The 15,000-nt window shown below is 71.5% G+C and carries 15 protein-coding genes; 11 read left to right on the forward strand and 4 right to left on the reverse strand.

Features of this window, described 5'->3' with window-relative positions; all coding sequences use genetic code 11:
• The 3 genes from OGL88_RS09090 to OGL88_RS09100 form a co-directional block, all read left to right on the forward strand.
• On the forward strand, positions 1-975 hold a 975-nt coding region (locus OGL88_RS09090), incomplete at its 5' end, for a Gfo/Idh/MocA family protein (protein ID WP_263091209.1).
• Positions 972-2,000 (forward strand): Gfo/Idh/MocA family protein, encoded by a 1,029-nt coding sequence (locus tag OGL88_RS09095; protein ID WP_263054889.1) that lies wholly within the window; start codon positions 972-974, stop codon positions 1,998-2,000. The genes OGL88_RS09090 and OGL88_RS09095, both read left to right, overlap by 4 nt.
• A gap of 49 nt (positions 2,001-2,049) precedes the next feature.
• On the forward strand, positions 2,050-3,291 hold the full coding sequence (locus OGL88_RS09100; protein ID WP_205463616.1) for an MFS transporter: 1,242 nt from the start codon (positions 2,050-2,052) through the stop codon (positions 3,289-3,291).
• Positions 3,292-3,306: 15 nt separating this feature from the next.
• Here the strand turns inward: OGL88_RS09100 and aztA are convergent, their stop codons facing one another.
• Positions 3,307-3,939, reverse strand: a complete 633-nt coding sequence (gene aztA, locus OGL88_RS09105) for a zinc ABC transporter ATP-binding protein AztA (RefSeq protein WP_263054888.1) — start codon at positions 3,937-3,939, stop codon at positions 3,307-3,309.
• A gap of 50 nt (positions 3,940-3,989) precedes the next feature.
• On the opposite strand from aztA, the gene aztB reads away from it, so the two are divergent.
• From aztB to OGL88_RS09125, 4 genes are read left to right on the forward strand one after another with little or no spacing between them, the layout of a single operon-like run.
• Positions 3,990-4,868: a zinc ABC transporter permease AztB gene (gene aztB, locus OGL88_RS09110; protein WP_263054887.1), complete on the forward strand. Its 879-nt coding sequence runs from the start codon at positions 3,990-3,992 to the stop codon at positions 4,866-4,868.
• Positions 4,865-6,085 carry a hypothetical protein gene (locus tag OGL88_RS09115; RefSeq protein WP_263054886.1) on the forward strand — a complete coding sequence of 407 codons (1,221 nt, stop codon included), beginning with the start codon at positions 4,865-4,867 and terminating at the stop codon, positions 6,083-6,085. The genes aztB and OGL88_RS09115 overlap by 4 nt, the downstream gene beginning before the upstream one ends.
• Entirely contained in the window at positions 6,082-6,990 is a 909-nt protein-coding gene (locus OGL88_RS09120) for a metal ABC transporter substrate-binding protein (RefSeq protein WP_263054885.1), read from the forward strand. Before OGL88_RS09115 ends, OGL88_RS09120 begins: the two co-directional genes overlap by 4 nt.
• A gap of 29 nt (positions 6,991-7,019) precedes the next feature.
• Complete coding sequence (locus OGL88_RS09125) at positions 7,020-8,198, forward strand: hypothetical protein (RefSeq protein WP_263054884.1); 1,179 nt, start codon at positions 7,020-7,022, stop codon at positions 8,196-8,198.
• Positions 8,199-8,276: 78 nt separating this feature from the next.
• Here the strand turns inward: OGL88_RS09125 and OGL88_RS09130 are convergent, their stop codons facing one another.
• On the reverse strand, positions 8,277-8,633 hold the full coding sequence (locus OGL88_RS09130; protein WP_123339174.1) for a VOC family protein: 357 nt from the start codon (positions 8,631-8,633) through the stop codon (positions 8,277-8,279).
• A gap of 178 nt (positions 8,634-8,811) precedes the next feature.
• On the opposite strand from OGL88_RS09130, the gene OGL88_RS09135 reads away from it, so the two are divergent.
• The 3 genes from OGL88_RS09135 (at position 8,812) to msrA (ending at position 10,856) form a co-directional block, all read left to right on the forward strand.
• On the forward strand, positions 8,812-9,270 hold the full coding sequence (locus OGL88_RS09135; protein ID WP_123312179.1) for a DUF4383 domain-containing protein: 459 nt from the start codon (positions 8,812-8,814) through the stop codon (positions 9,268-9,270).
• A 141-nt stretch (positions 9,271-9,411) separates the two neighbouring features.
• A complete protein-coding gene (locus OGL88_RS09140; RefSeq protein ID WP_263054883.1) occupies positions 9,412-10,233 on the forward strand; it encodes an aldo/keto reductase in 822 nt (273 codons plus the stop codon).
• A 101-nt stretch (positions 10,234-10,334) separates the two neighbouring features.
• Positions 10,335-10,856 carry a peptide-methionine (S)-S-oxide reductase MsrA gene (gene msrA, locus OGL88_RS09145; protein ID WP_123339177.1) on the forward strand — a complete coding sequence of 174 codons (522 nt, stop codon included), beginning with the start codon at positions 10,335-10,337 and terminating at the stop codon, positions 10,854-10,856.
• A gap of 149 nt (positions 10,857-11,005) precedes the next feature.
• On the opposite strand, the gene OGL88_RS09150 is transcribed toward msrA, so the two are convergent.
• A complete protein-coding gene (locus OGL88_RS09150) occupies positions 11,006-12,007 on the reverse strand; it encodes an aldo/keto reductase (protein ID WP_263054882.1) in 1,002 nt (333 codons plus the stop codon).
• A gap of 119 nt (positions 12,008-12,126) precedes the next feature.
• Between OGL88_RS09150 and ppk2 the strand changes: the two genes are divergently transcribed.
• Complete coding sequence (ppk2, locus tag OGL88_RS09155; RefSeq protein ID WP_111086461.1) at positions 12,127-13,074, forward strand: polyphosphate kinase 2; 948 nt, start codon at positions 12,127-12,129, stop codon at positions 13,072-13,074.
• Positions 13,075-13,119: 45 nt separating this feature from the next.
• On the opposite strand, the gene OGL88_RS09160 is transcribed toward ppk2, so the two are convergent.
• A complete protein-coding gene (locus tag OGL88_RS09160) occupies positions 13,120-14,961 on the reverse strand; it encodes a phosphoenolpyruvate carboxykinase (GTP) (protein WP_263054881.1) in 1,842 nt (613 codons plus the stop codon).
• Positions 14,962-15,000: the final 39 nt, after the last annotated feature.

Here is a 15,000-nt window from a genome sequence, read left to right on the forward strand (position 1 = left end):
ATCGCCCACGCGCACATGCCCGGCCTGCTCCGCCTCGGCCCGGTCGTCGTGTACGCGCAGGACGGTGCGCAAGATCTGGCCGCCGCGTTCGCCTCGGCAGCAGCCGCCGCGGGGTCGTCGATCACCGTCGTCGACTCGCTCGACGACCTGTTCGCCGCCGTCGACGTCGTGGACGTGGTGACGCCGACCTTCGCCCACGCCGAGGTCGTGCGCGCCGCACTCGCCGCCGGCAAGGACGTCGTGTCGGAGAAGCCGCTCGCCCGGACCGACGCCGACGCTGCCGACCTGGTGGCCCGTGCGCAGGACGCTGGCCGACAGCTCTTCCCGGCCCACGTGGTGCGCTTCTTCCCCGCGTACGTGCGCCTGCACGACGCCGTCACCACGGGCCTCCTGGGCGACCTGGCGGTCCTGCGGTTCGTGCGCTCCGGGGCCTTCCCGATCCGCACCGCGTGGTTCGCCGACCGGGCACTGTCCGGCGGCATCGTGATGGACCAGATGATCCACGACCTCGACATCGCGCGCTGGGTCGCCGGACCCGTCACCACGGTGTCGGCGGTCGGCGTCCGTGCCGGCACCGAGGCCGAGCCGGTGGAGGCGGCGCACGTCCTGCTCACGCACGAGTCCGGTGCGATCAGCCACGTCGCCGGGATCTGGGGACCGCAGCACCTCGCGTTCTCGACCGAGTACTCGGTGACGGGCACACGCGGCAGCCTGGCGCACCGGTCGCTCGACGAACAGGACTACGTCGCCGACCTCGCGGTGCCCGACGCCGCGGACGGCTTCCTGCCCGAGGTCGACCCCGCCGACGACCCGTACGGACTCGAACTGGCCGAGTTCCTCGGAGCGTTCGCCGGCGGTGCCGCTCCACGGGTGACGGCGGCGGACGGCGCCGAGGCGGTCCGGATCGCGAACGCGGCACTCGAGTCGATGGACACGGGGCAGCCGGTGTCCCTGATGACGGGGGCTCGCGCATGAGCGCCCTGAAGATCGCCGTGATGTCGTTCGCCCACACCCATGCGATCGGCTACCTCAGCGCCCTCGCCGCGATGCCCGGGGTCGAGGTCCGGGGTGCCGACCCGGACGGCGTCAGCACGGGCGAGACGGTCATCGAGCTGCGCGGCCGCGACCTGGCCGACGAGCTCGGGGTCGCCTACGCGGAGACGTACGACGAGCTGCTCGCCTGGGCCCCGGACGCCGTCGTCGTCACGAGCGAGAACGCCCGGCACCGCGAACTCGTCGAGGCCGCGGCCGCCGCCGGTGCGCACGTCCTGTGCGAGAAGCCGCTCGCGACCACGTGGGCGGACGGCCTCGCGATCCGCGACGCCGTCGACGCGGCGGGCGTCATGCTCATGGTGGCGTTCCCGGTGCGGTTCACCTCGGCGTTCGACAAGCTCCGAGCGGCGCACGACTCCGGTGCGCTCGGACAGCTGTTCTCGGTCCGCGGCGCGAACAACGGCATGCTCCCCCTGACCCGGTCGTGGTTCACCGAGCCGGAGCTGTCCGGCGGTGGCGCGATCGTCGACCACGTCGTGCACATCGCGGACCTGCTCGAGGGCCTGATGGGGTCGGCGCCCGTCACCGTCACGGCCGTGGCGAACCGCACGCTGCACGCGGCCCGGGCACGGGCGGAGACCGCCGGACTCGTCACGATCACGTACGCGAACGGCGTCGTCGCCGCGATCGACTGCTCGTGGAGCAAGCCGGACACCTCGGCGGTGTGGGGTGGACTGACGCTCGACGTCGCCGGGACGGGCGGCACGGTGTCGCTCGACTTCTTCGGTGCGGCTGCGCGCGGGATCGTCGCGGAGACCGGGCTGCCGATCGAGTCCCGTTACGGCGCCGACCCCGACGCCGTGATGCTCCGGACGTTCGTCGACGCCGTCCGGTCGGGCGTGCAACCGCAGCCGGACGTGCACGTCGGGCTGCGGACGTTGTCGATCGTGCTCGCCGCGCAGGAGTCGGTGGCGTCGGGCCGCACCGTGTCGGTAGCCAGCGAGTAGCGACACGACACGCGGGAATGGCCCGCGACCGGCGCTGCTTGACGACCCCATGACCTCGTCAGCAGAGCGCCGCGGGTGGCTCGGTGTCACGTCCGTCGCACTCGGGTCCTTCGTCCTCGTGCTCTCCGAGTTCCTGCCGATCGGACTCCTGCCCGCCATCGCCGCCGACCTCGACGTCGGGATCGGCACGGCCGGGCTCATGGTCGTCGCCACGGGGCTCGTCGGTGCCGTCGCGGCACCGGTCGTCACGGTCCTGACCTCGCGGGTGGACCGCCGTGTCGTGCTCGTCTCGCTGACCGTGCTGCTCGTGGTGGCGGACGGCCTCGCAGCGATCGCCCCGTCGTTCGGTGTGCTGCTCGTGGCGCGCATGCTCCTGGGCGTCGGCATCGGCGGGTTCTGGGCGATCGGCGCCGGCATCGCCGGTCGACTGGTCCGGCCGGCCGCCACGATCCGGGCGACCTCGCTCATCACCGCCGGCGTCTCGGTCGCGACGGTCGTGAGCCTGCCGCTCGGTGCCCTCGTCTCGTCGCTCGCCACCTGGCGGCTCGCGTTCGTCATCGGTGGTGTGCTCGGTCTGGTCGCACTCGTCCTGCAGCTCGCGATGCTGCCGCGCATCCCCGCGCAGCAGCAGGTCCGGTTCGCGACGCTCGGCTCGCTGCTCCGCGTCCCCCGCGCCCGTGTCGGTCTGATCGCCGCCGCGTTCCTGTTCGCCGCACAGTTCGCCGCGTACACGTACATCGCGCCGTACCTGCAGGACCTGGTCGGGGTCGGCCCGGACACCGTCACGCTCGCGCTGCTGGTGTTCGGCGTCGCGGGAATCGTGGGGAACTTCGCCGCCGGCTTCACCCTCGGGCGGAGCGTGCTCGGGACGATCAGCGTGTCGAAGGTCGCCCTCGCGGCCGCCGTGGTCCTGCTTCCCCTGCTCGCGCACTCGGTCGTCGGGGTGTTCGTGCTGCTCGTGGTGTGGGGGCTGGTCTGGGGCGCGTTGCCGCTCGGCATGCAGACGTGGATGTCCACGGCGTCACCCGCCGGGTCCGAGACCGGGCTCGCGCTGTTCGTCACGACCATCCAGCTCGCGATCGCCGCGGGGTCGGTGCTCGGCGGCGCGGCGGTGTCGTCGTTCGGGCTCGCCGCGGACTTCTGGTTGTCCGGAGGGGTCGCCGTCGTGGGCGCGATCGTGCTCGTCTCCCTCGGGCTGCGCCGCTCGAGCGCAGCGCCGGTCGCAGACGAGGCTCCGGCACCGGCGCCGGTGACGACCTCGACGGGTTCCGTCGCCGTCGCCTGCCCCTGACTGCCGCCCGCGCCGTCAGGGCGCAGAGAGGGTGACCACGGCGTCGGCTGCGGCGATCGCTGCAGGGTCGTGTGCGGCGTGCACGACGACGACGCCGTCGGCAGCCTCGGCGGCGAGCGCCGACACCACCAGCGCCGCGGACGCCGCGTCGACCCCGGCCGTCGGTTCGTCGACGAGCAGCACCCCGGCCCGCTGCGCCAGCCCGAGTGCCACGAGCGTGCGCTGCCGCTGCCCGCCGGACAACGCGTCGAGGGGCCGGTCCGCCAGGTCAGCGATCGCCATCCGCGCGAGCTGCGCGTCGACGACGGCTCGGTCGTCACGTCCGAGCGGACGCCACCAGGCCCGGTGACGCCACCGGCCCATCGCGACGGCCGCGCGGACGGTGAGCGGGAGCGTGGTCGGTGGGACGGACTGGCTCACGTGGGCGACGCCGTCTGACGGGAGGCCCGTGACGCGCCCGGCGGTCGGCCGCAGCACGCCCGCCACCACGTCGAGCAACGTCGACTTGCCGGATCCGTTGGGTCCGGTCAGCGCGGTGACCCGGCCGGCAGGGAAGGCCGCGTCGAGGCCGTCGAGGACGGTCCGCTCTCCGCGGAGGGCGGTCACCTGCTCGAGGCGGACGGCGGGCATCGGATCGGTCGCGAACACCTGAGCACGCTATCAGTATCGATAGTCGTTTTCATGTAGCGTCTCGGATCGTGACCTGGCTGACCGACCCCTTCACCGTCGACTTCATGGTGCGTGCCCTGACCGGTGGCGCCCTGGCCGCGGTGCTGTGCGCCGTCGTCGGGACGTGGGTGCTCGTGCGTGGGATGGCGTTCCTGGGCGAGGCACTGTCGCACGGCATGCTGCCCGGCGTCGCGATCGCAGCGCTCACCGGCGTGCCCGCAGTGCTCGGCGCCGCCGTGAGCGCCGGGGTGATGGTGTTCGGCGTCGGGGCGCTGCGACGACGCGGTGGCTTGTCGTACGACACCTCGATCGGGCTGCTCTTCGTCGGGATGCTCGCGCTCGGGGTCATCATCGTGTCGGCATCGCGGTCCTTCGCCACCGACGTCACCGCGATCCTGTTCGGCGACGTGCTGGCCGTCACCCGCGCCGACCTCGTCGGCCTGGCGATCGCCGTCGCCGTCGCCCTGCTCGTCGCCGCCGCGTTCCACCGACCGTTCACGGCACTGGCCTTCGACGTCCACAAGGCCGCGACGCTCGGCCTGCACCCCCGCCTCGCCGAGGTGGTCCTCGTCGGCCTGGTCACACTCGCCGTCGTGGCCTCGTACCGGGCCGTCGGCACCCTGCTGGTCGTGGGGTTGCTGCTCGCGCCCGCCGCCGCGGCCCGCGCCTGGACGAAGCACGTGGCCTCGACGATGCTCCTCGGCGCGGTGCTCGGTGTCGCCGCCGTCCTGGTCGGCCTGCTCGTCTCGTGGCACGTCGGAACCGCCGCCGGCGCCAGCATCGCGGCCGTCGCCGTCGCCGGGGTCGCCCTGTCCCGTGCCACCGCCGCCGTCGTCCGCAGGGTCGCGCGCGCGACCACCAGGCCCGTCGAACACCCCGTCCGAGCCACAGCACGAGAGGCACCATGAACCACGACCCGACCACCGACCGCACACGCGCACGCGCACGACGCACTCGACTCCTGGGTGCCCTGGGCCTGACGACCGGCCTCGCGCTCACCGTCACGGCGTGCTCCACCGCGTCGACACCGCCGGCCGACGACGCCAGCGCGACCACGGCCCCGCACGGCTACGTGGCGGGCGCGACCGAGTCCCAGGAACCGCAGCTGGGCCTCCTGGCCGTCTCCGCGACCGGCGAGACGGCCCGGCACGACCTGCTCACCGGCGACACGACCGACCTGGACCGCGTCGGCGCAGCCGAGCACTCCGCGACCGACGGCCGGTTCCTGGTGACGAGCGACGGCGACCGCACGACGATCGTCGACGGCGGCTCCTGGACCGTCGACCACGGCGACCACACGCACTACTACGCCGCCGAGCCGCGCGTCGTCGGGACGCTCGAGGGCGGCGGTCCGGTCCAGGTGCACTCGTCGGAGACGATGACCACGATCGCCTGGCCGGAGCGCGGCGAGGCAGTGGTGCTCGACCGCGCGGCACTCGGGCAGGGCGAGCTCGACGAGACCGCCCGACTCGACGCGACCGTGCTGCTGCCGCTCGGCGAGCACCTGGTGGCCGCCGACGGCGACACCGTCCGCGTCCTCGATGGCGACGGAGCGCAGACCGGGTCGACCGGGTCGACCAGCGCCGGACAGGCCTGCATCGACCCCGCTGGTGGGATCGTCACCCGCGCCGGCGCCGTGGTGGGCTGCGCCGACGGAGCGGTCGTCGTCGACGATGCCGGTGCGACCTCGTTCGTCGCACTGCCGGACGACGCCGAACGACCGACCGCGTTCGCCGCGCGGGCCGGCCGCCCCACGGTCGCCGGCCTCGCGGGCGACACCGGCTTCTGGTTGCTCGACGTCCGACAGGGCTCCTGGCAGCACGTGCCGACCGATCGGCCGCTGCGTGCGGTGGTCGCCGTGGACGACCAGGACGAGCACGTGGTCGGGGTCGACGACGCGGGTCGGGTGGTCGTGGTGACCGCCTCGACCGGGAAGGTCGCGACGACCGATCCCCTGGTCGACGGCGACCGAGCGCCGCTGCTGCAGCTCGACGCGCAGCGTGCGTACGTGGCCGACCCCACGACCGCCGTCGTCCACGAGGTCGACTTCGCGGACGGCGCCCGCGTGGCCCGGACCGTCGAGCTCCCGTTCGCGCCCGTCGCCTTCGCCGAGGTGGGACTGTGAGGGTGCACGGGCGCGCACTGACCGCAGCACTCGTCGTCGCAGCCGTCGCCGTCACGACGGCCGGCTGCACCACGACCGGGTCAGACCGCCCACTCGTCGCCGTGACGACGAACATCCTGGGCGACGTCGTGACCGAGGTCGTCGGCGACGACGTCGACGTCATGGTGCTCATGCCCCCTGGCGGCGATCCGCACTCGTTCGAGGTCTCCGCGCAGCAGGCGGCGCGACTCCGGAGCGCCGACCTCGTGGTCGAGAACGGCCTCGGGCTCGAGGAAGGGGTGGCCCACCACGTCCGCGCCGCGGCCGACGACGGCGTGCCCGTGTTCACCGCCGGCGACGCGATCGACGCCCTGGAGTGGACCACCGACGACGACAGCGGCCCCGATCCGCACTTCTGGACGGACCCCGCGCGGATGGTCGACGTGGTCGAGGCCCTCGACGACGAACTGGACGCCGTCGGCATCGACACTCCCGGCGCCGAGGCCTACACCGACCGGCTCGATGCCCTCGACGACGACATGACCGCCGCGTTCGACACCATCCCCGCCGATCGGAGGGCCCTGGTGACGAACCACCACGTGTTCGGCTACCTCGCCGATCGTTACGGGTTCCGGGTGGTGGGGGCCGTGATCCCGAGCGGCACGACCCTGGCGTCCCCGAGCGCCGCCGACCTGCGTGACCTGGCGGACGCGATCGAGCAGGCGGGCGTCCCGACGATCTTCGCCGACGCCTCGCAACCCGCACGCCTGGCCGAGGTCCTGGCGGAGGAGGTCGACGTGCAGGTGTCGATCCGCTCGCTGGCGACCGAGTCCCTGACCGAGGACGGCGCCGCGTCGACCTACCTCGGGATGATGCGCTCGAACACCGAGTCGATCGTCGACGGCCTGACGGCTCCGATTTCTTGATGAGAATGAGAATCAGTACAGTGTTGTCCATGACGAAACCTAAGACCCTCCGCGCCGCAGCACTGCCGGCCGCGCTGCTCGGTGCCGCGGCCCTCGCCCTGACCGGGTGCGCCACGAACGCCGCCGACGCCGAGAGCACCTCGGCCCCGAAGGCCGACGGCACCCGCATCACGCTGACCTACGACGGCGGCCTGCTCGTGCTCGACCAGGACCTGCAGGTCGTGGCCGACGACGCCGTCGACGGCTTCACCCGGGTGAACCCCGCCGGCGATGGCCGCCACGTGCTCGTCACGGTGCCCGAGGGTTTCCGGGTGCTCGACACCGCAGCGGACCCGGCCCTCACCGACGCGGTCTTCCCGGCCGACACCGGTGGGCACGCCGTCGTGCACGGTGACCACACCGCCCTGTTCGCCGACGGCACCGGCGACGTGACGACCTTCGACAACACCGAGCTCGACGGCGACGCCCTGCCCGACGCCCGGACCACCGAGTCCGAGGCGGCGCACCACGGCGTCGCGATCGAGCTCGAGGACGGCACGCTCCTGACCACCATCGGGACCGAGGAGAGCCGCTCGGGCGTGCGCGCCCTGGACACCGACGGCAAGGAACGCACGCGCTCCGAAGCCTGCCCGGACGTGCACGGCGAAGGTGCGGTCCAGGACGAGGTCGCGGTCTTCGGCTGCACCGACGGCGCGCTCGTCTACGCCGACGGCGCGTTCGAGAAGCTCGACGCCCCGACCGAGTACGGCCGCACCGGCAACCTGTTCACCACGCCACACTCGTCGGTCGCGGTCGGTGACTACAACGACGACCCGGACAGCGAGGGGTACCTGCTCGACCAGATCGCCCTGATCGACGCGGCCTCGGGGAAGTACACCGTCGCGGACCTGCCCGACGGCGTCGGCTTCACGTTCCGCGACCTCGCACGCGGCCCCGGCGACGAAGCGGTGGTCCTCGGCGACGACGGCGCCCTGCACACCTTCGACGAGACCACCGGTGAGCAACTCGACTCGTTCCCCGTGATCGACGCGTGGGAGGGCCCGGCCGAGTGGCAGGACGCCCACCCCGCCGTGAAGGTCGCTGGCGACATCGCCTACGTCACCGACCCCGCCGAGCGGAAGGTCCACGCCGTCGACCTCACCACCGGGAAGGTCGTCGCCTCGAGCGATGCACTGCCGGGCGTGCCCAACGAGATCGCTGTCGCGTAGCGCTCTGCAGGCGACCGCGCGCAGACGGGAGGCCCGGTGCCAGCTGGCACCGGGCCTCCCGTCTGTCCTGGGGTCGCGTCAGCCCTGCGGCGGCGCGTAGAACTGCAGGTCGTTGCCCTCGCTGTCCTTGAACGGGACGATCTTGCCCCACGGGTGCTCGCTGATCTCGCCCTGCACGTCCGCACCACGCTCACGGATGCTCGCCAGCTCGTCCTCGATCGACCCGTCCGGCTGGAACGTGATGACCGCTCCCCCACCGCTCGACGGGCTCGCCGACTCGCGACCGTTCAGCCCGATCATGAGACCGTTCGCGTCGATCTCGCTCCAGTCGTCGGACTCGTCCGTGACCGTCAGCCCGAGGGTGTCGCGGTAGAACGCGACCGCCCGGTGCATGTCGGTGACCGGGACCCATACCGCTGCGACTCCGCTTGCCATGGTGTTGCCTTCCGTCGGGTGTTGCCGTGTTGCGGAGCGTAGGCAGCACGGCATGCGCACCGACTCAGCAGGTGCACCGACGTTCGGAAATCGGATCGTCCCTGCAATCCGACTGCGCATCGACTACGAATGCCCTGTGCGTCACATCCGCGACGCGTACGAGATGAGAGGTCCCACCATGACCAGCAACGCAGCAACCGCTCGCAACCGCACCGGCTCGACGTGGACCCAGAAGGGTGCACTCCTCTTCGGTGTCGTCTTCCTGATCGTCGGCATCGCCGGCTTCATCCCCGGACTCACGATGGACATGGGCTCGATGTCGATGGCTGGCCACGGTTCCATGGCCCTGCTCCTGGGGCTGTTCCAGGTGTCGGTCCTGCACAACATCGTGCACCTGCTCTTCGGCATCGTCGGACTCATCGCAGCCCGTTCGGCGTCGGGCGCTCGCCTCTACCTGGTCGTCGGCGGCATCGTCTACGCCGTCCTGTTCGTCTACGGTCTGTTCACGGCCGGCATGGCGGACCCCGCGAACTTCGTCCCCCTGAACAGCGCGGACAACGTCCTGCACGCGTTCCTCGCCGTCGCGATGATCGTGCTCGGCTTCGTGCTGCCGCGCATCGGCGCGCGCACGCGCTGACAGTCGTCCGTCGCCTGACGCGTTCGCGCCCCCAGGCGGGCATCGCGCCCATGTGAGTCGGGGCGCGATGCCCGTTCCGGGGCGCGGTGCGCGGTGGCGGCGCTCCACACGTCCACCAACCCGCGGCGTACTGTCCGTCGCATGCCCGCTCTCACCGACACGTTCACCCTGTCCAACGGCCTGCACATCCCGAAGATCGGCTTCGGCACCTGGCAGATCCCGTCCGGCGACGACGCCTACGACGCCACGAAGACCGCCCTGGACGCCGGCTACCGTCACATCGACACCGCTCTGGCCTACGGCAACGAGGCCAGCGTCGGCCAGGCCATCCGTGACAGCGGCGTCCCGCGCGACGAGGTCTTCGTCACCACGAAGCTGCCCGCCGAGATCAAGACCGCCGACGGCGCCCGCGAGGCCTTCGAGACCTCGAGCCGCAACCTCGACGTCGGCGTCATCGACCTCCACCTCGTGCACGCACCGTGGCCCTGGGACGCCATCGGCTCCGACCACCGCGACGGCAACGTCGAGGTGTGGAAGGTCCTGGAAGAGGTCTACGACGCCGGCAGGACCCGCTCGATCGGTGTCTCGAACTTCGCCGTCGCCGACCTCGAGGACCTGCTCGGCCGCACCGACGTCGTCCCGCACGCGAACCAGATCCGCTGGTTCATCGGCAACACCCAGGACGAGACGACCGCGTTCGACCGCGAGCACGACATCCTCACCGAGGGCTACTCGCCGCTCGCCACCGGCGGCCTGCTCGAGAACACGCAGATCGCCGAGATCGCGGCGAAGTACGACAAGTCCGTCGCTCAGGTCGCGATCCGCTACCTGCTCGAGAAGGACGTCCTGCCGCTGCCGAAGTCCACGACCCCGTCGCGCATCGCCGACAACGCCGACGTCGACTTCGTGCTGTCGGCCGACGACGTTGCCGCGCTCGACGCGCTCGAGGACACCACGAACTGACGCGGCCCGACATCCGCCCGGCGACGGGAACACCGCAGCCCCGTCGCCGGTTGCACCACACGGTGCCGCAGCCAGCGGCACGACGACCTCAGGAGGCCACCATGACCACCACCGAAACCGCCATCCTCGCCGGCGGCTGCTTCTGGGGAGCGCAGCAGCTCCTCCGCCGCCGTCCCGGCATCATCAGCACCCGCGTCGGCTACTCGGGTGGTGACACCCCGAACGCGACGTACCGCAACCACGGTGACCACGCCGAGTCGGTCGAGATCGTCTTCGACCCGTCGGAGATCTCGTACCGCGACCTGCTCGAGTTCTTCTTCCAGATCCACGACCCGTCGACGAAGGACCGCCAGGGCAACGACGTCGGCCGTGCCTACCGTTCCGCGATCTTCTTCACCTCGCCCGAGCAGGAGCAGGTCGCGCGCGACACCATCGCCGACGTGGACGCCTCCGGCATCTGGCCCGGCAAGGTCGTCACCGAGGTCGAGCCCGCGGGCGACTTCTGGCAGGCCGAAGAGGAGCACCAGGACTACCTCGAGAAGTATCCTGCCGGGTACACCTGCCACTTCGTGCGCCCGGGGTGGAAGCTCCCGCACCGCGACGAGGCGACCGCGGCGGTCTAAGGCAACCCACCAAGAGACGGGAGGCACGGTGCCAGCTGGCACCGTCCCTCCCGTCACGGCCGTCGCCCCGCTGGCGCGGTGCGCCGGTACCGGCGGTGGGGCCCACCTCCCGTCCGTCCAAGGGTCACGCCCACTGCCTCCGGCGTGCGTCAGCCGCGCGGTACCAGGGCGTCGATCGCCGCGAGCTCCTCGTCGGTGAGCGGGGCACCCGCGAGGGAGTCGAGCGTGCCGTCCAGCTGACGGACGCTCGATGCCCCGACCAGCGCCGACGTGACGGCTGGCTGCCGGAGCACCCACGTGATCGCGAGCTGGGCGAGCGTCTGCCCGCGAGCCGCCGCGATGTCGTTGAGCGCCCGCGCCGTGGTCAGGTACTCGTCGTCGATGCGGTCCGCGCCGAACCAGCGGCCCTCGGCCGCACGTGACCCCACCGGAACCGAACCGTCCAGGTAGCGGTCCGTCAGCAGCCCGCCGGCCAGCGGCGAGAACACGATCGCACCGGTGCCGAGACGCGCGAGCTCGTCGAAGAGCCCGTCCTCGGGGACCCGGTCGAACATGTTGTAGCGCGGCTGGTGGATGAGCAGGTGCATGTTCTCGGCGGCGAGCGCCTCGGCTGCCGCGGCAGTCTGCGCCGGGTCGTAGTTCGAGATGCCCGCGTAGAGCGCCTTGCCCGAACGGACCGCGGTCACGAGCGCGCTGACCGTCTCCTCGATGGGGGTCTCGGGGTCGGGACGGTGCGAGTAGAAGACGTCGACGTAGTCGAGCCCGAGGCGCCCGAGCGACTGGTCGAGCGACGCGAGCATGTACTTGCGCGAGCCCCGGTCGCCGTACGGGCCCGGCCACATGTCGTAGCCGGCCTTCGTCGACACCACGATCTCATCACGGTACGGACGCAGGTCCGACTCGAGGATGCGGCCGAACTGCTCCTCGGCCGACCCGGCAGGCGGACCGTAGTTGTTCGCCAGGTCGAAGTGGGTGATCCCGCGGTCGAAGGCGTGCAGCACGATGTCGCGCTGCGTGGCGAGTGCGCGGTCGGCGCCGAAGTTGTTCCACAGGCCGAGGGAGATACGCGGCAGCAGCAGGCCGCTCCTCCCCACGCGCTGGTAAGGGAGCTGCTCGTAGCGGTCGGCGGCAGGTAGGTGGACGTCAGGCATCGTTGCTCGATCCGGGTCGGGGACAGGCCATCGAGAACGCTACCGCGCCCGGTGACGCAGCCGCCTGGTCACCTGTGGGACACGTCCGGTTGGGCAGTTGTCGGGTCGCACAGGACAGGATGGGACCAGCCGACCGATCGGCGGGCAGAGGAGACACCGTGGACACAGCGCCGTACTCGCAACCACTCCGGGAGTACATCGAGCAGCTCCGGACCGAGGGCTACAGCGTCGCGGACGGACACACCGCCGACCCGGACCTCATCGACCCGCACGGCAACCCCGTCCTGACGTGGCGCGACGACTACCCGTACGACGAGCGACTGCCGCGCGAGGAGTACGAGTACGCGAAGTACCAGCTGCAGATCGAGCTCCTGAAGTGCCAGTACTGGCTCGAGGACACCGGGCAGAAGGTCGTCGTGCTCTTCGAGGGACGTGACGCCGCGGGCAAGGGCGGCACCATCAAGCGGTTCACGGAGCACCTCAACCCCCGCACCTCGCGCGTGGTGGCGCTCAGCAAGCCGAGCGAGCGGGAACGCGGCGAGTGGTACTTCCAGCGCTACGTGCAGCACCTGCCGTCGGCCGGCGAGATGGTCCTGTTCGACCGCTCTTGGTACAACCGCGCCGGCGTCGAGCGGGTCATGGGGTTCTGTGACGACGACCAGTACGAGTCCTTCATGACCCAGGTGCCGCAGTTCGAGCGGATGCTCGTCGACTCCGGCATCCACCTGACGAAGTTCTGGTTCTCGGTCACCCGACGCGAGCAGCGCACCCGGTTCGCGATGCGGCAGCTCGACCCGGTGCGCCGGTGGAAGCTGTCCGACATCGACCTGCTGTCCCTCGACCGCTGGGAGGACTACACCGAGGCGAAGATGGCGATGTTCACGCGCACCGACAAGCGGTACGCGCCGTGGACCATCGTGCGGTCGAACGACAAGAAGCGCGCCCGCCTGAACGCGATGCGGTACTTCCTGACGCAGTTCGACTACCCGGACAAGGCGGTCGACGTGATCGGCAAGCCGGACCCGCTGATCGTGCGGCGCGGCAAGCGGGACGTCGACATCGAGTGAGCGGGGAACGACGCCGCGCGCTCGTGGCGTCCGCCCGGCGCTCCGTCACGCCGCGTCCTCGAGCCGATGGACGAGCTGGTCCAGCCGCGCCCGCAGCCGCACCGGTAACCGGTCGCCGAACCGGTCGAAGTGCGCCCGCAGCTGCTCGGCCTCGGCGGACCACGCCGCCGGGTCGACGGCGAACAACTCGTCGAGCGCGAAGCCGTCGAGGTCGAGCCCGACCAGGTCGAGTCCGCCCACAGCGGGCAGCCCGCCGACGGGACTCCAGTCCACGTCCGCCGAGCCGTCGAGCCGGCCAGCGATCCATTCGAGCACGCGGACGTTCTCGCCGAACCCGGGCCAGAGGTAGCCGCCGTCCGAGGACCTGCGGAACCAGTTGACTCGGAAGACGCGCGGTGCGTTCGAGCCGAGGCGGTCACCGATCTCGAGCCAGTGCGCCCAGTGGTCCGCCATGTTGTAGCCGCAGAACGGCTGCATCGCGAAGGGGTCGAGGCGGAGTTCGCCGACGGGTCCCTCTGCCGCAGCGGTCTGCTCGCTGGAGATCGTCGAGCCGAAGAACACGCCGTGTTCCCAGTCCTCGGCCTCGGCGACGAGCGGGACGTTGGTGGCGCGGCGACCGCCGAAGACGATGGCGTCGATCGGCACGCCGTCGGGGCTGTCCCAGTCGTCCGAGATGGTCGGGCACTGGGCAGCGGCGACCGTGAAGCGTGCGTTGGGGTGCGCGGCCGGGGTCACGCTGCCCGGTTCCCACGGCCGTCCGCGCCAGTCGATGAGGTGCCGCGGCGGTTCCTCCGACGCGCCCTCCCACCAGACGTCGCCGTCGTGCGTCATCGCGACGTTCGTGAAGATCGTGTTCGAGCGCACAGTGGTCATCGCCGCCGGGTTCGTGTCCGGGCCGGTCCCGGGTGCGACGCCGAAGAACCCGGCCTCGGGGTTGATCGCCCACAGACGGCCGTCGGCACCGGGGCGGAGCCACGCGATGTCGTCACCGATGGTCTCGACCTTCCAGCCGGGCAGCGTCGGGGTCATCATCGCGAAATTGGTCTTGCCGCAGGCGGAGGGGAAGGCGGCGGCGACGTGCAGGACCTTCCCCGTGGGCGTGGTGACGCGGATGAGGAGCATGTGCTCGGCAAGCCAGCCGTCCGCGCGGGCCATCGACGACGCGATGCGGAGGGCGAAGCACTTCTTCGCGAGCAGGGCGTTGCCACCGTACCCGGAGCCGTACGACCAGATCTCGCGGGTCTCCGGGAAGTGCGCGATCGTCTTGGTCGAGTTCGACGGCCACGGCACGTCCGGGATCCTCGTGCCGTCGTCGTCGACGAGCGGCATGCCCACGGTGTGCAGGGCCGGGACCCAGACCGTGTCCGGCCCGATCTGCGCGAGGGCATCAGCGCCCATCCGGGTCATGATCCTGGTGGACACCACGACGTACGGCGAGTCCGTGATCTGGACGCCGACCTGCGAGATCGCCCCACCCACCGGCCCCATCGAGAACGGCACGACGTAGAGCGTCCGCCCGCGCATCGCACCCCGGAAGCGCGCCGTGAGCTCGGTGCGCATGACGTCGGGTTCCCGCCAGTTGTTCGTCGGGCCGGCGTCGGCCTCGGTGGCGGAGCAGATGAAGGTGCGGTCCTCGACCCGTGCGACGTCCGCGGGGTCGCTCCTGGCGAGGAAGCTGTCCGGGCGCAGGCCCTGGTCCAACGCGATGAGGGAGCCGGCGGCGACCATCTCGGTGAGCAGTGCGCGGTTCTCGACCTCACTGCCGGAGCACCAGACGACGTGGTCCGGTTCCGTCAGGGACGCGACCTGGTCCACCCAGTGGTGGAGGGCCTCCAGGCCGGGTCCTGGCTCGATCGTCGATCCGATCGTCTCGGTGGTGGCAGTCATGCTGATCCTTCGAGGTCGGGCGCCCGCGGCGTGCTGCGG

It is taken from the genome of Curtobacterium sp. RIT-PI-V (genome assembly GCF_025642935.1).
Lineage (GTDB): Bacteria > Actinomycetota > Actinomycetes > Actinomycetales > Microbacteriaceae > Curtobacterium.